A 22,474-nucleotide genomic window follows, 5' to 3' on the forward strand; every position below is an offset into this window, starting at 1 on the left:
GACGGCTCCAAACTGACCGCCACGCAACTCGCCGTCGCGCCCAACATGGCCGGCAGCATCCCGCTGCAGCTCGTCAAGGGCAACCCCGCCATGGGCAACGGCGCCATGCAGGGCGTCACCTACATCCAGCGCGTGGCCACGATGGGCGGCGTTGCACCGGCCACACCGTGCGCCGCCGGCAACCTGGGCGCCAGGCAAGTCGTCAAGTACCAGGCCGACTACATCTTCTACAAGGCCATGTAAGCCCCGCGGTGCCGCAAGCTGAGCGTCATCGCGCGCCTGGACCGGCCATGTTTTCACCATGTTCTTTTAACCAGCTTCTCACTGGCATCCACAGTGGGAACACGCCCTGAATGGTGAGCGGCCGGCCTTCGCGTTTTGCGGGGTCGGCTTTGACAGCCTGCAGGCCATCACAAGCGTGGTGGCCTGCAGGCTTTTTTGGTGCCTGCGTGACATTGCGTTGTTGGACCGCAGGCCCCGGGCGCGGCGTCCTACAGACGCTTACACCTGTTGCAGCCGAAACTGGTGATCAGCCCCACCCAAGCATCCATCAGACCTGCCATGAAACGCCTTCCCGCCCATCCGCCCGGAAAAGCCTTGTTCCATGGAAGCCCCTGTTCCACGCCGCGCTGTGCGCCGTACCGCGAAAGCGGCGGCTTCCTACAGGGCCCGGCGCGGGCCTGCGGTCTGATAGCCGAATCATCAGCAAGGAGTAACCTGTCATGAGAAACACGTACCATTTGTTTCGCGCGATCAGCCTGACCATCGGTCTGGCCCTTCTGGTGGTCACCGGCACGGCCGCCATGATGGCCGCCTTTTCTTCAGGTCCTGCCTCGGCGCCCCGCGCTTATGGCCAGATGGTGCTCGCTCCCCTGCCTGAGGCCGCTCAAGCCTCAGGTCAAGCCCTGTCACCCGCCGGTGACGACCACGTGTTGTACCAGCGCGTGGCCCGCGCCGACGGAACCCAGGCATGGGAACTGACGCCAGCCCCGCAAACCACCGAAGCAACCGACAACCGCAGCAAGGCCGTCGTGGCCATGCGCCCCACCTTTGATGACCCGGGCTTCAGCCGCGTCAGCTACAGCCTGCAGGCCAAACCTGCCGGCTTCAGCAAGGCCCTGAAAAGCTGCACCCACGCCGTGATCGGCCAGGGCGCCAAGCTCAAAACCATGGGCGCGTATGACATTTCCTGCGCGAGCCTCGGCTAAAAAGACGCCTGCGCCGGTCGCGGACAGGACAACCAGGCTGGCGTGCGGGGGTTTCCCCGTACGGCGTCCCCCATGATCATGGGGTGTACTAGGGCAAACCCATACTCCGGAGCGTTCGTGCAAACAACTTCCCCCAGCCATGTCCCCCGCGGCCGCCTGTCGCGCCGTTTCGGCCTGCTTGTGCTCGTCGGCAGCGCAGCCCTGCTGGGGGCCTGCAGCCACCGCCCGCTCCAGCCCTACAACACCCAGCAGGATCTGCCCGAGGCGGTTCGGGTGCCAGACGGTTACCAGCCCGTGCTGGAAGCCACCAGCAATGGCACGCTGCTGTACGAATGCCAGGCCGTCAAACGCGCACCGTATGAATACGAGTGGCTCATGCGAAACGGCAGCGTGGACCTGACCGACACCTACGGCGCGGCCATCATGCACAAGCCCGGGGCACGCGCCAGCTGGGTCCACCGGGATGGCTCCAGCGTTACGGCCCGTGAATTTTCAGAAGTGCCCAACGGCATCAGCAGCCTGCCGCTGCAGCGCTACACCGCCCAGTCGTCCGGCGTGCCCGGGGTGTTGCACAACATCACCTACGTCCAGCGCCTGCGCACCGTGGGCGGCTGGATATCGACCACCCCTTGCACCTCGGCGCAGCTGGGCATGCGCATGACCGTGCCTTACGAGGCCGACTACATTTTCTGGCGCGCCAAAGGCTCCTGAAACGCCGCCGCCAGCGCGGGGCCAAGCCGCCCACAAAAAAGCCCGCAGATCTGAGCCTGCGGGCTTTTTTGATGGGGGGTGGCAAGTGGCGGGTTCAGCGGCCGTAGTAATAACCTGGCGCCTGGTTCTGCACGTAGTAACCACCCTGGCGATAGCCACCGCGGCGGTCGTCGTCACGGCCGTGATGGCCATGCCGCTTGTTCCAGCCATGGGGGCGGCCGTAATACACCGGTGCGGGCTGCACGTAGACAGGGCGCGGCTGGTAGTACACCGGCGCCGGCTGGTAATACACCGGTGCCGGTTGCACATACACAGGGCGGGGCTGCACATAAACCGGCTGCGAGTACACCGGGTAGGCATTGGTCACGCCGATCTGCGCGCCCGGAAGCACCACACCAACGGAAAACTGCACGTCGCTGCGGGCGTGCGCACCGCCGGCAAAACCCATGGCCGCAACGGCCAGGGCGGCGGCTGCGCCGGCCATCAACATCGGCTTGCGGGACGGTGCGGCTTGAAAGGTTGTCTTAAGCATTGCTTTCTCCTTGAACTGGGCAGAAAAAGCCCATGAAGGTATTAAACGCGCCAGCCGGGTAACGGGCTACCGCACGCACAGTGAAGAGCGTAGCCAAAAGTAACGCCCACGAAGGGGCGACCAGTGGCAACACCCTAGAATCAGCCTCATGAACGCCCCTGCAGACAAAGAAACCCACAAACCCAGCAATTTCCTGCGCCAGATCATCGAACATGACCTGGCCGCCGGCACCTATTCCGGCCGCAAATGGGGCGGCAGCCCCGGCGACGCGGCCCACCACGCCGCCGGCCAGCCCGACCCGGCCAAAATCCGCCTGCGTTTTCCGCCCGAGCCCAACGGCTACCTGCACGTCGGCCACGCCAAAAGCATCTGCCTGAACTTTGGCCTGGCGCGCGACTACGGCGGCGTCTGCCACCTGCGTTTTGACGACACCAACCCCGAAAAGGAAGACACCGAATACGTTGACTCCATCAAGGACGCCGTGCAGTGGCTGGGTTTTGACTGGCACAACGGCAGCGAAAACAACCTCTACCAGGCCAGCGACTACTTCGACTTCATGTACCGCGCCGCCGAATATCTGATCGAGTCCGGCAACGCCTATGTGGACGAACAAAGCGCCGACGAGATGCGCCACAACCGCGGCGACTTCGTCAAACCCGGCACCAACAGCCCCTTCCGCGGCCGTACCCCGGCCGAGAATCTGGCGCGCTTTCGCGAGATGCGTGACGGCCAGCTGGCCGACGGCGCCGCCGTGCTGCGCGCAAAGATCGACATGGCCAGCCCCAACATCAACCTGCGCGACCCGGCCATCTACCGCATACGCCGCGCGCACCACCACAACACCGGCGACAAATGGTGCATCTACCCGATGTACACCTATGCGCACCCGATCGAAGACGCACTGGAGCAGATCACCCACAGCATCTGCACGCTGGAGTTTGAAGACCAGCGCCCGTTTTACGACTGGCTGCTCGACAAGCTGGCTGAAGGCCAACTGATCGCCAGCCCGCATCCGCGCCAGTATGAATTTGCACGGCTCAACCTCACCTATGTGCTGACCAGCAAACGCAAGCTTCGACTATTGGTTGAGGACGGGCACGTTAGCGGATGGGATGACCCTAGGATGCCCACGATTGTTGGAATGCGCAAGCGAGGCTACACGGCCGAGGCAATTAACCTATTCTGTCAGCGCATTGGTGTGACCAAAAGTGATTCTTGGATTGACTATGCAGTACTTGAACAAGCAGTCCGCGATGACTTGGAGGCCAAAACCGACCGGGTTATGGCTGTTTTCGATCCCCTCAAAATTGTTGTTACAAACCTACCCGACGACTGGAGCGACGTTTGCGTGGCACCAAGGAACCCCCACGATCCAACGGCGTTACCACGGACTTTCAGCTTTGGAAAAAATCTTTGGATAGAACGTGATGACTTTAGAAAAGTACAAGAGAAGGGTTTCTTCAGACTCTTCCCAGGCAACACAGTTAGGCTGAAATATGGACACGTTGTAAAGTGCACCGGATTTACAGTCGACTCCAATCAAAGAGTTTCCGAAGTGCAGGTTGAGTTGGTGCCTGATACGAAAAGTGGAACTAGCGGCGCAGACAAAGTGAAAGTCAAAAGCACTTTGAGTTGGGTTAACGCAAAGGATGGGGAGGAAGTTGAGGTCAAGTTGTATGACCGACTGTTCATCTCAGAAAAACCAGAATCCAGCGTCGAGAACTTTATAGACGCACTGAACCCAAGATCGCTCTCCATTGTTCGTGGATTTATCGAAGCCGGATTTTCTTCTAAGTTAAGAACTTCCAAAGCCGTTCAAGTTGAACGGCATGGGTATTTTTTATTAGACAACGATGACGGGAAAACTACCCTTTCACGAATCGTTTCACTCAAAGATTCTTGGACTAAAAAAGAAACAGTGATAGGGGACACAGTCGTGGAAGATCAACTGGTACTTTCTGACCTGATTAACCGCTTGAGCAAGAATGGTGCATATGAGCTACCTGACATTGTTACCTCGAGCGCAGTCCATCTAACTGACCCTGTACAAAACTACGTTGACCCAGCTCTCTCCACTTTAAGAGCTGGTACGGAGCGCTCCCCAATTGCCGTCATCAGAGCACCGGGGGCAGTCGGAAAAACGTCTCTAGCAAAAGAGATTGCATACCGCACAAAAAGTCTCTATTGGAATGTGAGCGAGCTGGAGTTAGGCTCAAACGCCTTCGTAGGGACTTTGTTAGAAACAGTCGGAGATACACACGTTAGCGCTACGCTGGAAGCGCTTCGGACCGGGAAAGTGGCTCTCATATTCGATGCGTTCGACGAGGCGAATATTCGCTCAGGAATTTCAAAAATAGAAACGTTCATAGCCAAAATTGCTCAACGAACTTCAGAATCGCCAAACTTGGTCGTATTATTTTTTGCCCGAGGTGATACTGCCGATCAACTTGTGAATTACCTCGACGAGTTGGATTCTTTTCCATCAAATGTTCCGCTTTATGAAATCCAACACTTTGACCGTCAGCGTTCTTTAAAGTTTGTTTTGAACGGTGTCGGTCCAGCGCATGGCACGGGTGCTATCCGGGAAACCTTTACCGAGCTTGAGACTGGGTTTGCATCATCCATGGGAATTTTGGGAGACCCATGGAATGACGATGGTTTTCGCTCATTTATGGGTTACGCACCGGTTTTACAAACAATTATTCGGTATATCGCGAGAACCCCTAACCTAGTCAAAAACTCACACTCGCTTCTTCCACACTCCAGCCTGAAAACCAGCCCATTGGAGTCAGTCTTTGAAGCTCTTCTAAGTCGTGAACAAAATAAAGCCATTGAAGCCCTGAAACCTAAATTTCAAACTGATGAGGCGAAGGCTTTCAACTGGGAAGCGGTGTACGCTCGGGATGAACAACTGGAGCGCTTGGCCGCCCTAGTACTTACAAGAGAAGAGGGGTTTGTCCCAGACTGCGTAGATTCATTCCCAGTCTGGTTAAAAGAAAAGTACATGGCAGCTACGACAGAATTTTTAGGGGAGCACGTCTTCCTGGATGGACGTCAGTTTGTAGGTCCCGCATTTAGAGACTATGTTCTCGCTTGGTCGCTAAAACACGAACTGCTTTCGCAGGATGCCGAGAGGTATCTCGACGACGCAAAATTTGTTCCGAGTCAAGTATTGAGTCGTATGTACAAAGCATTCAAGGGCAATGGGTCGCGTAGCCATTTTGGATATTTGATTGAAGCCGAGCAATCTGCCAGCCGCCAAGCGAACCCTAGTGTCGCAATCGTTACTGACGAAAAATCGACTTCTCTTTTGATCGCAAATCAATTTTCAGAGGAAGACGGCGGATTTCTGATTAGGGCTGAAGACTCTGACCAACCCATACGCCTCGGAACTCGGTTTCAAAAATTGCTGATTAATGACAGTGGCACCATTTACTTGGGAAGGCATGGCGCAGAACTTCAGATTGGGGAATGCGACATCTCGGGAGCCAACATTGATATCGTGTCTGAAACATTTAGGATTCTGGCCACTGCACATGGCAACGAAAGCAACTGTTTTATTGACGCCCGGGAGACCTTGACAGTCGTACCGTCCGGCGGAAATGTGTTTCTAGGCTTAAAAGGAACACTGGAGATTCGATGCCCTAACTCACTTCCATATCCATGGGAGCTTTACAAAGCGAAGTCTCCGAGTGGAACCGGTGGATCTATCACTGTTCAGGATGCATTTCATACCTTGGCGAGAATTGTTCATTGGTTCAAGAATACTGAAAGTACCGGGGAACTGGCTTGCTTTGAAGAACTAGTTAAAAGTCATATTTCCAAGAAAAACGACCTCCGATCAGAATTGCTTAACTATCTGCTGGCTCAGGGAGTACTGAGTCACAGGAGACCGTGGTTCATCGTAGATCCCCATCAAGCGGAGAAGGCTGGTATTAACTGGGCTTCGATTAACAAAAGCGATCTAACGCCTAAGCTAAATACTTTCGTTGAAGGTTTTTTGAAGCATCGCAATCAAGGCTAATGGGGGCGCTCGACGAGGTTTCACGTTTGCCACCTGCGTTTATGGAAGCTAGGCAGCTCATTTTTAGATTTTTTTGTCCGATGATGAGCACGCCGGACACAGCCGATGCTCGACTTCCTCGAAGAAGTCGCCTTCGTCGCATCCTCAGACTACGTCACGCCGAAGATGCTCAGCTACGCCGGTGTCAAGCGCGACGGTCACGATCGACCTCCCTCGGCTGACAGGCGCATGGTGACGTAACCACCGAGCGGCCAAAGCCAAGCACCCTGCCATAGAGTCACTTCTTCTGAGAAATCAGCTCCGCCTTGTCCCGCACCAGGTTCGCAGAGATACCCGACTCCAGCAGGGTCTTGAGGTCACACAGCACGATGCTGAAACCTTCGGTCGCACCGACCGCTTCTGCCGCTTCCATGAACCCGCTAGCGACCACGCTCACCACGGTAGCACCTGCCCCCTGTGGCTTGAAAGTCATCTCGACGTGGATGCCGTCGGACCAGTCGAACCCAAGCTGGTGCGCTGCTTCAAAATGCCGTGACAGTGACGGTGTGTTCAGCGCCGGGCACCATGAAGTGCCAAGTCACCGTTGCGCCCTGCCTGAGCGGGCCCGACGTTTTGGCCAGCCAGAATTTGACAATGGTGTCGGGGTTCACGAAAGCGTCAAAACAGCGCTGAGCTGAACTGCGGATGAGCATCTCGGCCTTGGCATCGCATGTATTCATATCGGTCGCCTGTATCAAGAAAGCGGAAGCGTTGTTGGCACCCCCCTGTGCCATGAAAAATGATAGCCAAAGCGACCGCGCTGAGCATGACAGCGCAGAGCACGACCCCGTCAGACCTCGCCTTGCCGAAGGCCGGCTGCGGCGCCAGCCAATCGGCAGCACAATATCCCGATGATGCTGAAATCCAACCCTTCCCCAAAAATTGCAGCCCGATTTTTGCAGATGGCGATCGGCGCCGGTGTGGCCGTCTCCGCCCAAGCCCAACCCCTCGAAGAAGTCCCCTTCATCACCTCCCCGACAACGTCACTCTGGAGATGTTGACTATCGCAGGCGTGAAGCGCGGCGACCATGTGATTGACCTCGGCTCGGGCGACGGGCGCATCGTGATCCTGGCGGCCAAACGTTTTGAAGCGACCGGCCTGGGTGTCGAGATTGACCCGTCGCTGGTGGAGAAAGCCAAGGCCAGTGCGCACAAGGCGGGGTTGGCGGACAAGACGGGAGCTAAGTGGCTGGAAGCCCGGCTGTAATTTTGCTACTACATTGATAGCTGGTTGCGCTTGTTCCACGCGGGCTGCAACCTGATTCTGTTCACATACCTTCGCACAACCCCACCCGCCCCCAAGGGCCTGCCCTCAAGTTTTGGGTGAAACCTGCCGATATGTACAGGGAGGTACCGGCCAGGCCGCAGCCCGGGCTGCCGGCGCGCTGGCGGGCTTCTGCGCCCAGCCGTGGGGGCCAGTGCGGGGGGAAGCTGTTGAAGTCCAGCGTGGCCCGCTTCCGCGGACTGGCACTGGCTGGGCGGCATTGACCGCGGCAGGTCCGTCACCGCTTTTTTTGTGAAATTCAAAAGAGAAAAACACCATGAAACTCAGAACCAAGATGATTTCCGTGATGGCGCTGGTCTGCGCCTGTTTCACCTTGGCCATTGGTGTGGCGCTGGTGGGCATGCAGAACGCGAAAAGCCAGTTCGAGACCTTTCTGCAGCAGGACCAGGCCCTGCTTCAAGCCGGCAGCAATTTGTACGCCCAGGGTTTGCAGATGGGGCAGGCCTTGCGCAACATCGTGCTCGACCCGGCGAACAAGAAGGCCCAGGAAAACCTGGACGCTGCCAGCGACGAATTCAAGACCTCTTACCTAGCGGCGATGGCCCTTTCACGGCAGGATGCGGACACCTTGAGCATCCTGCAGAAAGTCGGCGATTTGCGTGAGAAGCAGGCGCTGCTCCAGAAGCAGATTGCCGGGCTCGCCCAGAGTGATGCCAGTGCCGCCAGCAGCCTGCTGAACACCGCAGAGACGCCGGTCTGGCGGGGCATGCGCGGGCATCTGCTGGAGTTCATCAAGGTAAAAAACGAGGCGGCCAAAACCACCGAAGCAGAACTGAGCCGGTTCACGCAGCAGATGCTGCTGATCAGTGTGGTCATGGCGTGTGTTGCCATTCTGCTGGGTGTCGGAATCACCTTCTGGCTGACCCGCGATGTGATGAAACAACTGGGCGGCGAGCCCGACTACGCGGTGGCGATTGCCAGCAGCATTGCAGCCGGCGACCTGACGGTGGATGTGCAGACCCGCGCGGGTGATCAAACCAGCCTGTTGTTTGCGATGAAACAGATGTGCAACAGCCTGGCCCGGGTGGTCGGCGAAGTCCGCAGCGGCACCGACACCATCGCCACGGCAAGCAGCCAGATCGCCGCCGGCAACCACGACCTCTCGTCCCGCACCGAAGAGCAGGCCAGCTCCCTGGAAGAGACCGCAGCGTCGATGGAAGAGCTGACGTCCACCGTCAAACAAAACGCCGACAACGCCCGCCAGGCCAACCAGCTGGCCGTCACCGCCTCCAGCGTTGCCGTCAAGGGCGGCAGCGTGGTCGCCGAAGTGGTCGGCACCATGGGCGCCATCAACGCCTCCTCCAGAAAGATCGTCGACATCATCGGCGTCATCGACGGCATCGCCTTCCAGACCAACATCCTCGCCCTGAACGCCGCCGTTGAAGCGGCTCGGGCCGGCGAGCAGGGAAGAGGCTTTGCCGTGGTTGCCGCAGAAGTCAGAAACCTCGCCCAGAGAAGTGCCGCAGCGGCCAAAGAGATCAAGACCCTGATAGGCGACTCCGTCGACAAAGTCGAAGAAGGCAGCAAACAGGTGGCCGAGGCCGGCAAGACCATGGACGAGATTGTGGACAGCGTCAAACGCGTGACCGACATCATGGCCGAGATCACGGCGGCCAGCCAGGAGCAGACCCAGGGCATCGAGCAGATCAACCAGGCGATCACGCAGATGGACCAGGTGACGCAGCAAAACGCTGCGCTGGTCGAAGAAGCCGCCGCCGCAGCGTCTTCGCTGCAGGAGCAGGCCAGCGGGCTCAGCCAGGTGGTGAGCGCCTTTCGGCTGAACCAGCAACATCAACAACAACCCGGACAGGGCGATTCAGCACGCCGCACAAGCCACAGCCGCCCGCGTGAGAACCCCAGGCAGCCGCCCCGCGCCAAACAGGCCGTGGCTGCCCCGGTGCAGCGGCAGTTAAGCCATGCGGGTGGTCTGGCGACCGCGCAAGGGAGCTGGGAAACGTTTTAAGCGCTTCGCTGCAGGCTGGGAAACCCGCAACGCCCCCACCCGGCGTGGCACGGCGCGGCGCGGCGGTTGTGCCTTTCGCCGGAAGAAAGATCAGCCTTTTTTCTCAACCGGGTTGGCCGTCAGCCAATTCGCCGGATAAGCCCGCATGAACTCCCGGGCTTTCTCCGGGCGGGCGCCCAGCCAGGCGTCGTAAGCGCCTTCGTTCAATATCGCGACCATGCGTTTTTCGTTGCCGGGCTGCTGGTAGCGGCTCATCAGCGCGTGGCTGTTGGCGTTGACGGTGAGCAGGGTGTAGCTGATGATCACGTCGCCGTTTGCCCCCGTCCAGCTTTCCCACAGGCCCGCCACCCCCATGGGTTTGCCGTCTACCCGCGCGATGCGGGTGGACACGGCCTTGCCGCTGCGCCAGTCGTCTTCCATAAACGCCATCAGGGGCACGATGCAGCGCTGACCGGCCAGCCAGGCGTCGCGGAAGTTGTTGGAGGTGGTCACGGTTTCCGAACGGGCATTGACCAGCTTGGTCGAACGCAGCTTGGCGTCTGACGCCGACTTGACCCAGCGCGGCACCAGGCCAAACTGCCCGGCGACCAGCTCACGCACCGGCGCCTCACGCGCAGGCTGGTCTGCGTCTGCGCCCTCTTCGCTCTTTGCAGCTTCTGTGGCTTCTGTGGCTTCTGTGGCCTCTGCGGCTTCCTGCGCCTCGGCGGCCAGGGCCGCGCGGATAAAAACACCCGGCTGGCGCGGCCACACGGCACGCCCCACAGGCACAAGCGGGGCGGGCACATGGAAGGCGTCGGGGTAAAGCGCGGTTTGAACGCTTTCGTAATAGGTACTCATGCGGCGATGCTATCGCACAGCAGCGCCTGGCAGCCGCGCACTGCCTCCACGCGCAGGCCAATTACAAGTTGGCGTCCTTCGCCGACATACAAGGCCGCAGCGGACAGGTAACATGTTTCAAGGCCGCGTCACACACGGCAGCTCAAGCCACCCATTCAATTCATCCAGGAGATTGCCATGCCCCAGTTCGCCATGATTACCGGTGACGTGACTTACACACCGGGTGACGGTGCACCCATCACGATTCCGCAGGTTCGCGTTGAAGTAGCGCTGTCTTTCGACAGCGCCACCCTGAGCTGGGAAGACGCCCCGGGCATCGTCGGCCTGACGGCCATTCCCATCACGCAGTTTGATGACTATGTGACAGACGGAAAGATCACCTGGATACCGGAATAAACCAGCAAGCAAGCCCTGCCTCCCGTACCGTGACCACCCGCTTTTTTCAGCCCACCTCCGCGCCTTCTCCCGCGCCCTCCCACACGCTTTCCGACACGCCTCTCACCCGCCGCTGTGCCCTGCTGGCCGGCGCGGGTTTGCTGGCGTGGCCGGCGGCCCGCCTTGCCGCGGCACCTGCCTCGCCATCGCCATCGCCGTCATCTTCTGGCGTCTGGCCGCGTGCGCTGGCCGTGCCCGGCGGTGTGGCCCGGCTCTCGCTGGGTCCGGCAGGGGTGCGGCCGGTGGCGCATCTGCGGCTCGCTGATGGCGACGTGCCGCTGCTGGTGGTGGGCGACGTGATCGAGTGGACGGCGCTGGTGGGCATTGCGCTGTCGGCTGCGCCCGGCGAAGCCAGCATTGCCGTGCAGGCGCCCGAGGGCGGCCAGCACGCGCTGAGTTATGCGGTGGCGGCCAAACGCTACAGCGAGCAGCAACTCAAGGTCTCGCCGCGCACGGTGGACCTGTCGCCGGAGGACCTGGCGCGTTACGAGCGCGAGCGCGCGCACCAGGCGTTGGTGATGGCCACCTTCAGCCAGCCCCTGCCGCAGACCCTGCGCATGCAGGTGCCCACGCCGGGGCGGCGCTCCAGCTCCTTCGGCTTGCGGCGCGTGTTCAACGGGCAGGCACGCAGCCCGCACAGCGGCATGGACATTGCGGCCGGCACGGGCACCCCCGTGCTGGCGCCGCTGCCAAGCCGGGTGATCGACATCGGCGACTACTTTTTCAACGGCAACACCGTCTGGCTGGACCACGGCGGCGGCCTGCTGAGCATGGTCTGCCACCTGAGCGCCATCGACGTGCAGCCGGGCGATGTGCTGAAAACCGGCGAACGCGTGGGCGCCGTGGGTGCCACCGGCCGCGTGACGGGGCCGCACCTGCACTGGGGCGTGATGCTGAACCGAACCATGGTGGACCCGGCGCTGTTTCTGCCCGCCTGAGGCGCGGCGCAGCCACCCCCGTTCGCCCTGAGCTTGTCGAAGGGTAGCCACCATGCCAACAGGCTTCACAGGCTCAGCCCGAACGGCAAGGCACAAATTCACCAGTCAAATGTGCCTTCAGCCCAATACTGGCGTGCGGCAGCAGCTCTCAAAAGCATAGCAACTTCCCCTCCTGAAGCCCGTCGCCGCTGGTTCTGGACGCCCGCCCCTAGCCCATTAGGTCGCCAACACTAGGGGAAACCCTCAAAATTGGGCCATTGTTGAACCACTTCCAAACTTCCCAAGGAAACCCCATGAGCGCCAAAAACCTGTCTACCGTTGCTGCCGACCTGATCGAGTCTTACGGCAACACCGCCAGAAACGTGATTGATGCCTACCGCGCCGGCGGCGAGCGTGTGGTCAGCGAGCTGGAGCAGCGCTGGAACCGCGCGCTGAAACAGTCGCGCTCGGAACTGAGCAACGAAACCGCAAAAAACGCCCGCGCTGCGCAGCTGGCCTTCAGCGCGCTGTACAGCAAGGGCCTGACCCTGAGCTCCGACGGCGCCCAGCAGGTGGTGAGCCAGCTGGTGAAGCTGGCTGAAACCGGCGTCGAGCGCGCCGCCGCCAACGCCGCGATGTTTGAAGAAAAAACCGGCGCAAACACGCTGACCACCCTTGCCGCCGTCACGGCACCCGGCGCGCTGGCACTGAGCAAGCTGGCCGCGCAGATCGAGCAGAAAACCGCCAGCCTGGCCGACAAGATTGCCGGCGACGAGGCCACCACGGTCAAGGCCAAGCGCAGCTCGGCCTTCAGCCAGCGCCGCGCCGCCAAAGCCGCCTGATCCGGTTTTTATATAAGAAAAGTGGCACCAGCCCTTGATGGGCGGGCGCCACCAGCTATCAAAGATATAGCATTTGACGCCCGGGAAAGCAGCCGCTTTCCTGGGCGTCAGTCCTTCTGGCCCGTCTCCATCGCCAGTTTGAAGCGGCCCAGCGCCTGATCCCACTGCCGGGCAATGAGTTCCAGCGTGCGGCGCGCCTCGTCCAGCTGCTGCGGCTCAAACTGCCACAGGCGTTCGCGGCCAATCTTCAGGTCTTTCACCAGCCCGGCATCGGCCAGCACCTGCAGGTGCTTGGTGACGGCCTGGCGCGTGAGCGCGGTGTTGGCGGTGAGCTGCGCAATCGAAAACACGCCGCCCACACACAGCGCGGCAACGAGCTGCAGGCGTGTCTTGTCGCCCAGCGCAAAAAAAACCGGCGCCATGTCGGGTGCGGGTGCTGCCCCCCTGTCAGCGCGCGGTTGGGCTGGTGACATGGCGGGCAATGTTGTCGAGCTGATGCGGCCAGCCGTTGCTGACGCCGCGGAAGGCTTCCATGCGGCGCGCCGGCGGCACCTTGTCAAAGCCGGTTTCGGTCACCGTCAGCAGCGTGCCGTCGGGGGCGTCTTTCAGGGTGAAGGTCACCAGGGTGCGTTCTTCTTTTGAGTAGTCCACCCCCGCGTCAACCGCATGGGGGTGCCAGCGGTAACTCATCAGGGTTTCGGGCTCGACGCGGTCGATCACCACGTCGAACACCACATGTTCATACCCCTGGATGGTGATGGGCCCCTGCACACGCTGGCCGGGCTCGAAACGCTGGCCGGTGAGCCTGGCGCCAAACCATTTGCCGTATTCCTCGGCGTGGGTGAGTGAATGCCACACCTTGTTGCGCGGGGCCTGGATGTGAATGCTGCGTTCGACGCGGTCGGTGCTGCTGTCGGTGGTCATGAGTGAACTCCTGTCGGTGAATGTTAGCGGGGTCTGTGGGCTTGTGTTCAGGCGGAGCAGCGCTTCAGGCGGAGCAGTCCGTGACTTCCGGAATGAAAGGCGCACCCTGCCCGGTCTCGACCAGGCTTTGCAGGCTGCCAAGGTACTGGTTCCAGCCGCGTTCGCAGACCGCAAAACATTCAAAGTCCGGCGTGAGGCCCATATGTTCAAAGTCCAGCAGGGTTTGGCCGCCCGGCTGTGGCGTGAGCCGGAAAACGATGTCGGTGCCCACCCATTCGTCCTTGCGTTTGAAAGCGTCGACGTTGATCAGGGCCTCCACACAATGCCAGCGCACTTCACGCCCGGGCTCCAGGCTGTTGATCTGCATGACCTTGTGGTGTTCGCCAAAACGGAAGGTGGCCTTGCCACCCACGGTGGTGGCGACGTCGCAGCTCTGCGTCCACCAGCTGCGCAGGCCGTGCTGTGTGGCCACGGCCTGGTAAACGGCGGCAGGGGAAGCGGCCAGCAGAAGCTGGCGGTGGTAGGTGTCCATGAAAAAGCTCCTTGTAGATAAATAGGCAACCATTTTGTTGCGTTTATATTCTGCATCGCTTTGACCTGTCATGCAACCATTTTGTTGCATGATTTGATGCTGCGTCGCCGGCAGCCCGCGTGCGGATAATGCGCAAATGACCACCCCACCCGCCCCCGCTCTCCCCCAGGTTCTGGCTTTTGATGTTTTTGGCACCGTGGTGGACTGGCACAGCGGCATCGCGCGCGAAGTGCAGGCCCTGCGCCCCGCTGTGGACGGCGCCGCGTTTGCGCTGGCCTGGCGCGCCGGCTACCAGCCGGCCATGCGCCGCGTGATGGCCGGTGAGTTGGGCTGGACGCTGATTGACGACCTGCACCGGCTGATCCTCGACGGCCTCCTCGACCAGTTCGGGCTGGGCAATTTGAGCGAGGCGCAGAAGCAGCACCTGAACAAGGCCTGGCACCGGCTCGACCCGTGGCCCGATGTGGTGGAAGGCCTGACGCGGCTCAAGTCGCGCTTCACGATCTGCACGCTGTCCAACGGCAACATCGGCCTGCTCACCCACATGGCCAAACGCGCGGGCCTGCCGTGGGACTGCATCCTGTCGGCCGAAGTCTTTCGCGCCTACAAGCCCGACCCGGCCACCTACCTGGGCGTGGCCAAGGTGTTTGACCTGGCCCCCGCCGACGTGATGCTGGTCGCCGCCCACCAGGATGACCTGGCCGCCGCCCGCGCCTGCGGCCTGCAGACCGCCTACATCGAGCGGCCGGCCGAGTTCGGCGCGGCGCAGCCCAAGGACGTGTCGCCCGACCCCGCCAACACTCGCCACGCCAAAGACCTGCGGGCGCTGGCGGAGCAGCTGGGCTGCTGAGGGCGCCGCCGCAGCCAGGACTGCCACGCTTGACAGTCAGCGCCTGACAACCCCCAGCGGGTTTGGCGCGGCTCAGGCTGAGGCCAACTCGCTGGCGCGCCCGCGTCTGTTCGACAGCAGCACGTTGTCCATGGCGATCTCCTGACCCGCCTGCATGGCTGCTATCCAGTCGCTGGTCCCTGTCACTGCCGCGAAGTTGCTGTGGAACACCACGCTGAATACGCGGTGAATTTCTTCCGCGCTGGCCCGACCCGCGGCATTGGCATAGGGCAAGGCGCCGCTCGCATCAGAGAGAAACTCCGCTTTCAGGCCACGATGCATGGCCTCAAACGCTGTGGAGGCGACACAGTTGTGGGTCATGTAGCCGGTCAGACTGAGCGTGTCGATCCGATGACGCGCAATCCAGTCCGCGAAGTCTGTCCCGGTGAAAACGCTGGGAAAGGTCTTGGTGACCAGGTGGTCATGCGGGCGCCTGGCGATCTCGGGATGCAGCTGTCCATTGTGTGCATCTGCCTGAAACAGCGGCGCGCCTTTTGCGGCGTGATGGCGCACCACGACCACGGGAATGCCGGCTGCGCTGGCTGCATCCATGGCCTGCGTCACGTTGGGCAATGTCTGCTCAATCGGCGGGTATTCGATGGGTAAACCGCCGCCCTCGAAATATTCGTTTTGTACGTCGATCACCACCAGGGCGCGGCGCGGTGCGGGTTTATTCATGGGTAGCTCCTTTTCAGTTGGGACAAGCTTATTGTTCGTCCACAGCCGGTGGCTGAAAAGTGGCCCGATAGCCATATACCGATAGAATCGGGCCATGCGCACACCGTCGCCCGAAACCGTCGCCGTCGTCGCCTTTGACGGCATCAGCCCCTTTCATCTCTCCGTGCCGTGCCTGGTGTTCGGCGAGGACCGCACGGAGTCGGGCGTGCCGCGCTTTCGTGTGCTCGTGTGTTCGCTCGAATCCGGCCCCCTGCGCACCAACGCCGGCTTTTCCATCGAGGCTTCTCACGGACTGGAAGCCATCCGCCGGGCCCAGATGGTGGTGGTCCCCTCGTGGCACGACGACGGGCTTCCCGCGCCCCCGGCCCTGCTCAAAGCGCTGCGGGATGCCCACCGCCGTGGCGCAACGGTGGTGGGGCTGTGCCTGGGCGCTTTTGTGCTGGCAGAAGCCGGCCTGCTCGACGGCCGCCCCGCCACGACACACTGGCATTTGGCCGCCGAGTTCGCCAGACGTTATCCGTCCGTCAAGCTGCAGCCCGAAGTACTGTATGTGGACAACGGCGACGTGCTCACCTCAGCCGGCACGGCGGCCGCCATCGACTGCTGCCTTCATCTGCTGCGGGTGCGCCACGGGGCCGAGGCCGCCAACCAGGCCGCCCGCCGAATGGTGGTGGCGCCACTCCGTCAAGGCGGGCAAGCCCAATACATTCGCCAGCCGGTGCCCGTGGCTCCCGAGCGCGATCGCCTGATGCCGCTGCTGGAATGGCTGGGCCAGCAGCCGCAGCGCCCGCACCAGCTCGACGACCTCGCCCAGCGTGCGCTGATGAGCCGGCGCACGTTCACGCGGCGTTTTCGCGAAGCCACGGGTACCACCGTGGGCCGCTGGCTGCAGAACCAGCGCCTGGCCCTGGCACAACGTCTACTGGAAACCACCGACCGGCCCGTCGAGGCCGTCGCGGCCGACGCTGGCTTCGGGTCGGCCGTCTCGCTGCGTCAGCATTTCGCGGCTGCGTTCCGTGTGTCGCCCTCCGCTTACCGGCGCCAGTTCTCCACCGTGCCGCGCAAGCTCTGAGTCCGGTGACGGAGGCATTCACGCAAACGTTGAGACCCGCGTTCCCCTTGTCGATCATCGAACACCTGAACCCCCGGGGCGTCCAGCGCGACAAACCAGACGGTCCTTGATAAGCTTCCCTATTAGAAAACCGAAAACCGGATTGGACCCATGAATCTTTCCCTTTCACTTTCCCTCTTCCCCCTGGGCTGGCAGCACTACCTGCTCGGCGGTCTCATCATTGGCCTGGGCACGGCGCTGCTGTTCGTGCTGACCGGCCGCATTGGCGGCATGAGCACGGTGTTCTCCAGCACCTGGTCGTTTGTGCTGCGCCGGCCGTTTTTCCAGCAGGCGCGTTTTGTCGACTCGCGCGGCTGGCGGCTGGTGTATGCGGCCGGGCTGATTCTCGGCGCGCTGGTCTGGTGGCTGGGTTTTGCCGGCGGCAAGCCGGAAGCCACGGCGGTGCCGGTGTGGCAGTTGCTGGTGGGCGGTTTCTTCGTGGGTTACGGCGCGCGGCTGGGCAACGGCTGCACCTCGGGTCACGGCATCTGCGGGCTGGGCTCGCTGCAGCGGCCCTCGCTGATGGCGGTACTGACTTTCATGGCCACCGCCTTCCTGACGGCCAATCTGGCTGCAAGGTGGCTCGCATGAAGGACGCCGGCATGAAACTCCCCCGCATGCTCGCCACGCTCGCGGCGGGCGCCCTGTTTGGCTTTGGCCTGTCGTACTCGACCATGATCCGGCCCGAGGTGGTGCTGAGCTTTCTGCGCTTTGAAGACTTCGGGCTGATGCTGGTGATGGGCGGCGCCGTCGTGGTCGTGGCGCTGGTTTACAAGCTGGCACCCCGGCTGCTGGCCCGGCCGCTGCTGGGCGACCATTTCCACACCCACCCCAGCGCCTGGAACCGCGACACCGCCGTGGGCGCGGCGCTGTTCGGCGTGGGCTGGGGCCTGTGCGGCGTGTGCCCCGGCCCGGCCATTGCGGGCCTGGGCGCGGGCAACTGGGACCTGTTGTGGGCGCTGGCCGGCATAACGCTGGGCGCGCTGGTGCAAGGGCTGCGGGCCAAGTGAAAGACAGCCCGGCCCGCCTGATCCTTTTCAACAAGCCCTATGGCGTGCTGAGCCAGTTCACGCCGGAAGGGCGCTGGCGCGGACTGAAGGACTTCATCGCCATCCCGGACGTGTACGTGGCCGGCCGGCTCGACGCCGACAGCGAAGGCCTGCTTCTGCTGACCGACAACGGCCGGCTGCAGGCCCGCATCAGCGACCCACGCTTCAAGATGGAAAAAACCTACTGGGTGCAGGTGGAAGGCGTACCCGACGAGGCCGTGCTGCAGGCACTGCGCGCGGGCGTTCAGCTCAAGGACGGCCTCACCCTGCCGGCCAGAGCCCGCCTGCTGGCGCCGCCGCCCGACGTGTGGGAACGCGAGCCGCCGATACGCACGCGGCAAGCCATTCCCACGGCGTGGATCGAGCTGGTGATACGCGAGGGCCGCAACCGCCAGGTGCGGCGCATGACGGCGGCCACCGGTTTTCCGACGCTGCGCCTGATCCGCGCCGCCATCGGCCCCTACCGCCTGGACGGCCTGGCGCCGGGAAGCTGGCGTGAACTGAAACCGGAGACCAACCATGACGAGGCCTGAGGAAGAAACGGTAAAGCCAACAGCCGGCGCGTCCTGGTACGACCGTCACATCCTGCCGCGCGCGCTGGACTTTGCCTGCGGCCTGCCGATGCTGGGCCGCCAGCGCCAGCTGGTGGTACCGCTGGCGCGCGGCCGCGTGCTGGAAGTCGGCGTGGGCACGGGACTGAACATGCCCTATTACGACAAGGCCCGCGTCAGCAGCATCATCGCGCTGGACCCGGCGCTGGAACTGCACCCGCTGGCGCGCGAGCGTATTGCGCAGGCCGGGCTGGACGTGGAGCTGCTGGCCCTGTCGGCCGAAAAAATTCCCTTGCCCGACGCGAGCATCGACACGGTGCTGATGACCTACACCCTGTGCACCATCCCCGACCCGCTGGCCGCGCTGAGGGAAATGCGACGCGTGCTGGCACCCGGTGGCCGGCTTCTGTATTGCGAACATGGCCGCGCGCCCGATGCATCGGTGCGGCGCTGGCAGGAGCGCCTGCAGCCGCTGTGGGGCACGGTGGCCGGCGGCTGCCACCTGGGCCGCGACATCCCGGCGCTGCTGCAGGAGGCCGGCTTTGTGCTGCCCGACCTGCACACACGTTACCTGCCCGGTCCGCGGCCCTTCACCTTCCACTACTGGGGCGAAGCCCTGCCCGCCTGAGCACGGCCTGCGGGCTGCCCCGGCGTTTTACTCGGTGTCGCCCATCACCAGGTAACGCCTGACCAGGTCAAAGAAGCTGTCATAAAACCCATCGGAGGTGATGGTTTCGCTGCTGACCTTGACCAGCGAGTCGTTGCTGGCGCTGAAGGGCAGCGAGACCGACCCGATCGCCCCCACCCCGAGGCTGGCCGAGTTGTTGCTCTTTTTCAGGGCGTAGGTGTCCTGCAGGGCGGTGACAAAACCCAGGCTGACCTTGCCATCGACGCTTTCCGGCGCACACACCACGCGAATCGCGATCTGCAGATGCGATTCGGGCTCGGGCTGGAAACTTTTCTGGGCATCCACCAGGTCTTTTCTGGCGGTGTTGACGAGGTAACCCTGACTCAGCAGGGCGCGCCGTGAGGCCTCGCAGGTCTGCGCGGGCGTGGCGTCAAACAGGCGCGAGTAGGTGGCGGTGGATGCGAATTGTTCCTGCAGGGGAAACTGCTTGATCGGGGCGGCGCAGCCAGCCAGCAGGGCCAACACACCCAAGGCGCCCGGCAGCGCCACGGAAGTCTTGCCGCGTATCCAGGACAGGTTCAAAACAGGGCTCTCCTTGAGTCGATCGCAGCGCCAGAGAAGCGCCGACACGGGGCCAGTCAGCCTACCACAGCGACCGGCCGGGGGGCAGCCAGGTTGGGGCCGGGAAGCGCTCGACAGAGGCTGCCGCCTGGCCAGAGCTGCGCAACCGAGGCGACCAGCCACGCGGCATCTCACTCGGTGTTGCCCGCTCACCGGCACATAAAAAACACCTGCTTTGCGCCCTGCCCTGCACCAATCTCCAGGGCGATTTATTGGCTCCCTCAGGCAGGCCACACTGCACTAGAATCGGCTTGCGTGGGGGGGTAGCTCAGCTGGGAGAGCGCTGCGTTCGCAATGCAGAGGTCGGGAGTTCGATCCTCCTCCTCTCCACCAAAGTTTTCTTTCACTTCGTCAGCTTCATGCATCCCTTGCCCCACCCGGCCGCCACCACGCGGCGCCAATGGCTGCTCGGCAGCCTGGCCGGCACCCTGCTGCTGGCCACCGGCTGCTCGAAATCGGCCAAGACCACAGCCAGGGCATTGCCGAAGGACGCCACCTTGCTGTGCCTCGGTGATTCGCTGACCTTTGGTTATGGCGCGCCGGCGGGTACCGCCTATCCGCCCATGCTGGAGCAGTTGACCGGCCATGTGGCGCAGAACGCCGGTGTCAATGGCGACACGGCTGAAGGAGCGCTGGCGCGGCTGCCGGCGCTGCTGCAGGCCAACACGCCGGGCCTGGTGCTGGTGTCGATTGGCGGCAACGACTTCTTGCGCAGACTGCCGCCAGAGCGCACACGTGCCGCGCTCACGTCCATCGTGCAGGTGGCAGCGGCCAGCGCGCAGGTGGTGCTGATTGCGCAGCCCGAGCCGGCGCTCATGGCGCTGGCCACCGGTGCGCTGAAAGACCATGAGATGTATGCCGAGGTTGCCAGCGCCACCGGGGTGCCGCTGTTTGCGGGTGGCTGGTCACATGTGTTGTCGCGGCCCGAGTTGCGCTCGGACCAGATCCACGCCAATGCCGAGGGCTACAAGGTGTTTGCCGAACGCCTGGCCGCGTGGCTGCGTGAACGCAAATACGTGGCCTGAGCCCCCTGCCGGATACACCGGCGGAAATACCACTCCGTTTTTGATAGCTGTCTGCGCCCGTCACCATTGGGCTGGATGCCATTTTTATCATGAGACACAAAAAAAGCCAGGCACTGCCTGGCTTTTTTGCGCGGGCGCTGTGAACGCCCGGGACCTGACTTAACCGCGGCCGTTGTGGATCATGCGATCGACTTCCTTGCGCAGCGCAGTCAGTTCGTTACGCAGCTGGCGGCGCTCCTGCGGAGTCACGACGCCGTCGGCCTTGAAGGAGACCTCATGGCGCTCGATGGTCCGCTCACGCTTGTGCAGCCTGGCCGCTTCGCGTTGGGAAATGCGGCCGGTACGAACACCTTCGTCGATACGCTGGCTGATCTTGTACTCCTGCCGGTCGATGCCGCTGGTATTGCCAGCGACGGGGGGCGCGTTGTACACGTTGTTGGCCATCATGCGTTCCACGTCGGCGCTCAGGGCGCCCAGGTCGGCGCGCAGCTGCTGGCGTTCCTGCGGGTTGGCACTGCCATTGGCCTTGTAGCGCATCTCACGCGCTTCGATCTCGCGGTCACGCCGGTAAAGCGCCTGCGCCTCCGAGGGGGTGATGTGGCCGGACGCCAGGCCCTGCTGGATGCGGGCGCTGATTGCCTGCTGCGACTGGTCAATGCCGGGGGTGTTGTTGTTGCCTTGTGCCATCGCCGGGGCCATGCCCAGACCGGCGAACAAGGCGGATGCCAACAGGGAAGCGGTCAACAGTTTCGATTTCATGGGGTTCTCCTGCGATGCGGATGAAAAGCCAGCAGCCTGTCAGGCCGCTTGCGGTGGCTGGAAGGGTTTCCAGGGTCGGCAAGCGGCGGTGGGGAGCTGCTCCTGAAGCACTGCTTTTTGAAGGCTTGTGTGTGATTCAGTGAGGCCATTGTTGGCCTGGCTTAGTGAAGGCCGTGTAAGGAAAACGGAGATTTACCGGGGATTTACCGCGCGACTGCAATCGTGTGCAGATGCGCTTGCAGCGTCAGGCTGTACCGACACCCGGCTACAACTGGTAGTTGTCAAGCTGCGGACGGATCAGGGCAACCAGCATGGCCACGCCCACGTAAAGACCTGCGAGCTGCGTGATTTCTATCAGGATCTCCTCGCTGAAATGCGAGCGTGCCCGGGCGTAGATGTCGTCGTCCACCGCACGGCGCACCACGGCATCCACCAACAGGATGGCAGCGAGCAGGGACGCCGGCCAGAGTTTGTCCGAAGGCTCAACGGCACGCAAATCCGCAATCTGCGCCGGGCTCAGCCCCATACGCGCCGAAATGGTCTGGACATGCAGGTTGAACTCATAGTCATTGCAGGTTGCTACACAGGTGCGCAGGATGACGGTCTCGCGAAGATCCTTGGGAAGCACACGCCGGTCCAGCAAGCCTGTGGGGCCAATCAGCCCGCTGTCCACAAGAAAGCCGAAGAGGCCAGCGTTGCGTGCAACGCTCAGAAAGAGCTGTGGCGCAGGCATGCCGGGCGGCAGCAGTTTTGCCATGTGACCGGCCAGCGGCTGCTGCAGAGGTTCGGTCACGGGAAGGATGCGGGTGGTCTGCATGACAAATTCCTTTTGGGTTGGATTTATTGCTTCTAAAAACGAAGCATTCCGATTTTGACCCGGATTGCTTCTAAAATCAAAGCATCTGGTCATGCAG

Annotated in this window: 27 protein-coding genes, 1 tRNA gene and 1 pseudogene; 18 read left to right on the plus strand and 11 right to left on the minus strand. The window is 62.1% G+C overall.

Annotated features, from left to right (window positions below; all coding sequences use genetic code 11):
- From PSV33_RS11415 to PSV33_RS11425, 3 genes are all read left to right on the plus strand, one after another.
- Positions 1–243: DUF3455 domain-containing protein (locus tag PSV33_RS11415; RefSeq protein WP_300561798.1), on the plus strand; the 243-nt coding region annotated here is incomplete at its 5' end.
- 479 nt (positions 244–722) lie between these two features.
- A complete protein-coding gene (locus PSV33_RS11420; RefSeq protein WP_300561801.1) occupies positions 723–1,208 on the plus strand; it encodes a hypothetical protein in 486 nt (161 codons plus the stop codon).
- A gap of 117 nt (positions 1,209–1,325) precedes the next feature.
- Complete coding sequence (locus PSV33_RS11425; protein ID WP_300561804.1) at positions 1,326–1,919, plus strand: DUF3455 domain-containing protein; 594 nt, start codon at positions 1,326–1,328, stop codon at positions 1,917–1,919.
- Positions 1,920–2,013: 94 nt separating this feature from the next.
- Here PSV33_RS11425 and PSV33_RS11430 read toward each other — a convergent pair whose 3' ends face one another.
- Positions 2,014–2,451, minus strand: a complete 438-nt coding sequence (locus PSV33_RS11430) for a hypothetical protein (RefSeq protein WP_366945597.1) — start codon at positions 2,449–2,451, stop codon at positions 2,014–2,016.
- 148 nt (positions 2,452–2,599) lie between these two features.
- Here PSV33_RS11430 and PSV33_RS11435 point away from each other — a divergent pair.
- A pseudogene (locus PSV33_RS11435) lies at positions 2,600–4,360 on the plus strand (glutamine--tRNA ligase/YqeY domain fusion protein); the annotation flags it as partial.
- Positions 4,361–6,580: 2,220 nt separating this feature from the next.
- Positions 6,581–6,715, plus strand: a complete 135-nt coding sequence (locus PSV33_RS11440; protein ID WP_300561807.1) for a hypothetical protein — start codon at positions 6,581–6,583, stop codon at positions 6,713–6,715.
- 37 nt (positions 6,716–6,752) lie between these two features.
- Here the strand turns inward: PSV33_RS11440 and PSV33_RS11445 are convergent, their stop codons facing one another.
- Together PSV33_RS11445 and PSV33_RS11450 are read right to left on the minus strand one after the other, a co-directional pair.
- Positions 6,753–6,947, minus strand: a complete 195-nt coding sequence (locus PSV33_RS11445) for a hypothetical protein (protein WP_300561810.1) — start codon at positions 6,945–6,947, stop codon at positions 6,753–6,755.
- Positions 6,948–6,996: 49 nt separating this feature from the next.
- Positions 6,997–7,194: a hypothetical protein gene (locus PSV33_RS11450; protein WP_300561813.1), complete on the minus strand. Its 198-nt coding sequence runs from the start codon at positions 7,192–7,194 to the stop codon at positions 6,997–6,999.
- 314 nt (positions 7,195–7,508) lie between these two features.
- Here PSV33_RS11450 and PSV33_RS11455 point away from each other — a divergent pair, with 314 nt between their 5' ends.
- Both PSV33_RS11455 and PSV33_RS11460 read left to right on the plus strand, forming a co-directional pair.
- Positions 7,509–7,721 (plus strand): methyltransferase domain-containing protein, encoded by a 213-nt coding sequence (locus PSV33_RS11455; RefSeq protein ID WP_300561815.1) that lies wholly within the window; start codon positions 7,509–7,511, stop codon positions 7,719–7,721.
- Between the two features lie 334 nt (positions 7,722–8,055).
- Positions 8,056–9,762 (plus strand): methyl-accepting chemotaxis protein, encoded by a 1,707-nt coding sequence (locus PSV33_RS11460; RefSeq protein WP_300561818.1) that lies wholly within the window; start codon positions 8,056–8,058, stop codon positions 9,760–9,762.
- A 90-nt stretch (positions 9,763–9,852) separates the two neighbouring features.
- Here the strand turns inward: PSV33_RS11460 and PSV33_RS11465 are convergent, their stop codons facing one another.
- On the minus strand, positions 9,853–10,599 hold the full coding sequence (locus PSV33_RS11465) for an SOS response-associated peptidase family protein (RefSeq protein WP_300561822.1): 747 nt from the start codon (positions 10,597–10,599) through the stop codon (positions 9,853–9,855).
- 177 nt (positions 10,600–10,776) lie between these two features.
- Here PSV33_RS11465 and PSV33_RS11470 point away from each other — a divergent pair, with 177 nt between their 5' ends.
- The 3 genes from PSV33_RS11470 to PSV33_RS11480 all read left to right on the plus strand — a co-directional run bounded on the left by PSV33_RS11470 (position 10,777) and on the right by PSV33_RS11480 (position 12,793).
- The gene (locus tag PSV33_RS11470) at positions 10,777–10,995 is read left to right on the plus strand and encodes a hypothetical protein (RefSeq protein WP_300561825.1); all 219 of its coding nucleotides are present in this window, start codon (positions 10,777–10,779) and stop codon (positions 10,993–10,995) included.
- A gap of 119 nt (positions 10,996–11,114) precedes the next feature.
- Positions 11,115–11,972, plus strand: a complete 858-nt coding sequence (locus tag PSV33_RS11475) for a M23 family metallopeptidase (protein WP_300562155.1) — start codon at positions 11,115–11,117, stop codon at positions 11,970–11,972.
- A gap of 293 nt (positions 11,973–12,265) precedes the next feature.
- Positions 12,266–12,793 carry a hypothetical protein gene (locus PSV33_RS11480; RefSeq protein ID WP_300561827.1) on the plus strand — a complete coding sequence of 176 codons (528 nt, stop codon included), beginning with the start codon at positions 12,266–12,268 and terminating at the stop codon, positions 12,791–12,793.
- Positions 12,794–12,900: 107 nt separating this feature from the next.
- On the opposite strand, the gene PSV33_RS11485 is transcribed toward PSV33_RS11480, so the two are convergent.
- The 3 genes from PSV33_RS11485 to PSV33_RS11495 all read right to left on the minus strand — a co-directional run bounded on the left by PSV33_RS11485 (position 12,901) and on the right by PSV33_RS11495 (position 14,249).
- Complete coding sequence (locus PSV33_RS11485) at positions 12,901–13,266, minus strand: helix-turn-helix transcriptional regulator (RefSeq protein ID WP_300561830.1); 366 nt, start codon at positions 13,264–13,266, stop codon at positions 12,901–12,903.
- Positions 13,241–13,717, minus strand: coding sequence for an SRPBCC family protein (locus PSV33_RS11490; RefSeq protein ID WP_300561832.1), 477 nt, complete (start codon positions 13,715–13,717; stop codon positions 13,241–13,243). The genes PSV33_RS11485 and PSV33_RS11490 overlap by 26 nt, the downstream gene beginning before the upstream one ends.
- A gap of 64 nt (positions 13,718–13,781) precedes the next feature.
- Positions 13,782–14,249: an SRPBCC domain-containing protein gene (locus tag PSV33_RS11495; RefSeq protein WP_300561835.1), complete on the minus strand. Its 468-nt coding sequence runs from the start codon at positions 14,247–14,249 to the stop codon at positions 13,782–13,784.
- Between the two features lie 136 nt (positions 14,250–14,385).
- Between PSV33_RS11495 and PSV33_RS11500 the strand changes: the two genes are divergently transcribed.
- The gene (locus PSV33_RS11500) at positions 14,386–15,099 is read left to right on the plus strand and encodes a haloacid dehalogenase type II (protein ID WP_300561837.1); all 714 of its coding nucleotides are present in this window, start codon (positions 14,386–14,388) and stop codon (positions 15,097–15,099) included.
- A gap of 72 nt (positions 15,100–15,171) precedes the next feature.
- Here the strand turns inward: PSV33_RS11500 and PSV33_RS11505 are convergent, their stop codons facing one another.
- Positions 15,172–15,816: a cysteine hydrolase family protein gene (locus tag PSV33_RS11505; protein WP_300561840.1), complete on the minus strand. Its 645-nt coding sequence runs from the start codon at positions 15,814–15,816 to the stop codon at positions 15,172–15,174.
- Between the two features lie 94 nt (positions 15,817–15,910).
- Between PSV33_RS11505 and PSV33_RS11510 the strand changes: the two genes are divergently transcribed.
- From PSV33_RS11510 to PSV33_RS11530, 5 genes are all read left to right on the plus strand, one after another.
- Entirely contained in the window at positions 15,911–16,888 is a 978-nt protein-coding gene (locus PSV33_RS11510; protein ID WP_300561843.1) for a helix-turn-helix domain-containing protein, read from the plus strand.
- A 150-nt stretch (positions 16,889–17,038) separates the two neighbouring features.
- Complete coding sequence (locus PSV33_RS11515) at positions 17,039–17,518, plus strand: YeeE/YedE thiosulfate transporter family protein (RefSeq protein WP_300561845.1); 480 nt, start codon at positions 17,039–17,041, stop codon at positions 17,516–17,518.
- A gap of 11 nt (positions 17,519–17,529) precedes the next feature.
- Positions 17,530–17,937 (plus strand): DUF6691 family protein, encoded by a 408-nt coding sequence (locus PSV33_RS11520; protein ID WP_300561847.1) that lies wholly within the window; start codon positions 17,530–17,532, stop codon positions 17,935–17,937.
- The gene (locus tag PSV33_RS11525; protein ID WP_300561850.1) at positions 17,934–18,509 is read left to right on the plus strand and encodes a pseudouridine synthase; all 576 of its coding nucleotides are present in this window, start codon (positions 17,934–17,936) and stop codon (positions 18,507–18,509) included. Before PSV33_RS11520 ends, PSV33_RS11525 begins: the two co-directional genes overlap by 4 nt.
- Positions 18,496–19,155: a class I SAM-dependent methyltransferase gene (locus PSV33_RS11530; protein ID WP_300561852.1), complete on the plus strand. Its 660-nt coding sequence runs from the start codon at positions 18,496–18,498 to the stop codon at positions 19,153–19,155. The genes PSV33_RS11525 and PSV33_RS11530 overlap by 14 nt, the downstream gene beginning before the upstream one ends.
- Before the next feature lie 27 nt (positions 19,156–19,182).
- Here the strand turns inward: PSV33_RS11530 and PSV33_RS11535 are convergent, their stop codons facing one another.
- Positions 19,183–19,737 (minus strand): DUF2242 domain-containing protein, encoded by a 555-nt coding sequence (locus PSV33_RS11535; RefSeq protein WP_300561854.1) that lies wholly within the window; start codon positions 19,735–19,737, stop codon positions 19,183–19,185.
- Positions 19,738–20,033: 296 nt separating this feature from the next.
- On the opposite strand from PSV33_RS11535, the gene PSV33_RS11540 reads away from it, so the two are divergent.
- Positions 20,034–20,109 (plus strand) — tRNA-Ala (locus PSV33_RS11540).
- Between the two features lie 26 nt (positions 20,110–20,135).
- Positions 20,136–20,801 (plus strand): GDSL-type esterase/lipase family protein, encoded by a 666-nt coding sequence (locus PSV33_RS11545; RefSeq protein WP_300561856.1) that lies wholly within the window; start codon positions 20,136–20,138, stop codon positions 20,799–20,801.
- A 159-nt stretch (positions 20,802–20,960) separates the two neighbouring features.
- On the opposite strand, the gene PSV33_RS11550 is transcribed toward PSV33_RS11545, so the two are convergent.
- Entirely contained in the window at positions 20,961–21,560 is a 600-nt protein-coding gene (locus PSV33_RS11550) for a hypothetical protein (protein WP_300561858.1), read from the minus strand.
- A gap of 265 nt (positions 21,561–21,825) precedes the next feature.
- The gene (locus tag PSV33_RS11555; protein ID WP_300561861.1) at positions 21,826–22,377 is read right to left on the minus strand and encodes a carboxymuconolactone decarboxylase family protein; all 552 of its coding nucleotides are present in this window, start codon (positions 22,375–22,377) and stop codon (positions 21,826–21,828) included.
- Positions 22,378–22,474 lie beyond the last annotated feature (97 nt).

Source organism: Polaromonas sp., assembly GCF_029945895.1.
Classification (GTDB): domain Bacteria; phylum Pseudomonadota; class Gammaproteobacteria; order Burkholderiales; family Burkholderiaceae_C; genus Polaromonas.

What these genes read in the sequence shown, in the direction of transcription:
- PSV33_RS11420 (WP_300561801.1), top strand. Translation starts at nt 723, where the DNA reads ATGAGAAACACGTACCATTTGTTTCGCGCGATCAGCCTGACCATCGGT.
- PSV33_RS11430 (WP_366945597.1), bottom strand. Translation starts at nt 2,451, where the DNA reads ATGCTTAAGACAACCTTTCAAGCCGCACCGTCCCGCAAGCCGATGTTG.
- PSV33_RS11440 (WP_300561807.1), top strand. Translation starts at nt 6,581, where the DNA reads ATGCTCGACTTCCTCGAAGAAGTCGCCTTCGTCGCATCCTCAGACTAC.
- PSV33_RS11445 (WP_300561810.1), bottom strand. Translation starts at nt 6,947, where the DNA reads ATGACTTTCAAGCCACAGGGGGCAGGTGCTACCGTGGTGAGCGTGGTC.
- PSV33_RS11450 (WP_300561813.1), bottom strand. Translation starts at nt 7,194, where the DNA reads ATGAATACATGCGATGCCAAGGCCGAGATGCTCATCCGCAGTTCAGCT.
- PSV33_RS11455 (WP_300561815.1), top strand. Translation starts at nt 7,509, where the DNA reads ATGTTGACTATCGCAGGCGTGAAGCGCGGCGACCATGTGATTGACCTC.
- PSV33_RS11460 (WP_300561818.1), top strand. Translation starts at nt 8,056, where the DNA reads ATGAAACTCAGAACCAAGATGATTTCCGTGATGGCGCTGGTCTGCGCC.
- PSV33_RS11465 (WP_300561822.1), bottom strand. Translation starts at nt 10,599, where the DNA reads ATGAGTACCTATTACGAAAGCGTTCAAACCGCGCTTTACCCCGACGCC.
- PSV33_RS11470 (WP_300561825.1), top strand. Translation starts at nt 10,777, where the DNA reads ATGCCCCAGTTCGCCATGATTACCGGTGACGTGACTTACACACCGGGT.
- PSV33_RS11480 (WP_300561827.1), top strand. Translation starts at nt 12,266, where the DNA reads ATGAGCGCCAAAAACCTGTCTACCGTTGCTGCCGACCTGATCGAGTCT.
- PSV33_RS11485 (WP_300561830.1), bottom strand. Translation starts at nt 13,266, where the DNA reads ATGTCACCAGCCCAACCGCGCGCTGACAGGGGGGCAGCACCCGCACCC.
- PSV33_RS11490 (WP_300561832.1), bottom strand. Translation starts at nt 13,717, where the DNA reads ATGACCACCGACAGCAGCACCGACCGCGTCGAACGCAGCATTCACATC.
- PSV33_RS11495 (WP_300561835.1), bottom strand. Translation starts at nt 14,249, where the DNA reads ATGGACACCTACCACCGCCAGCTTCTGCTGGCCGCTTCCCCTGCCGCC.
- PSV33_RS11500 (WP_300561837.1), top strand. Translation starts at nt 14,386, where the DNA reads ATGACCACCCCACCCGCCCCCGCTCTCCCCCAGGTTCTGGCTTTTGAT.
- PSV33_RS11505 (WP_300561840.1), bottom strand. Translation starts at nt 15,816, where the DNA reads ATGAATAAACCCGCACCGCGCCGCGCCCTGGTGGTGATCGACGTACAA.
- PSV33_RS11510 (WP_300561843.1), top strand. Translation starts at nt 15,911, where the DNA reads ATGCGCACACCGTCGCCCGAAACCGTCGCCGTCGTCGCCTTTGACGGC.
- PSV33_RS11515 (WP_300561845.1), top strand. Translation starts at nt 17,039, where the DNA reads ATGAATCTTTCCCTTTCACTTTCCCTCTTCCCCCTGGGCTGGCAGCAC.
- PSV33_RS11520 (WP_300561847.1), top strand. Translation starts at nt 17,530, where the DNA reads ATGAAACTCCCCCGCATGCTCGCCACGCTCGCGGCGGGCGCCCTGTTT.
- PSV33_RS11530 (WP_300561852.1), top strand. Translation starts at nt 18,496, where the DNA reads ATGACGAGGCCTGAGGAAGAAACGGTAAAGCCAACAGCCGGCGCGTCC.
- PSV33_RS11545 (WP_300561856.1), top strand. Translation starts at nt 20,136, where the DNA reads ATGCATCCCTTGCCCCACCCGGCCGCCACCACGCGGCGCCAATGGCTG.
- PSV33_RS11550 (WP_300561858.1), bottom strand. Translation starts at nt 21,560, where the DNA reads ATGAAATCGAAACTGTTGACCGCTTCCCTGTTGGCATCCGCCTTGTTC.
- PSV33_RS11555 (WP_300561861.1), bottom strand. Translation starts at nt 22,377, where the DNA reads ATGCAGACCACCCGCATCCTTCCCGTGACCGAACCTCTGCAGCAGCCG.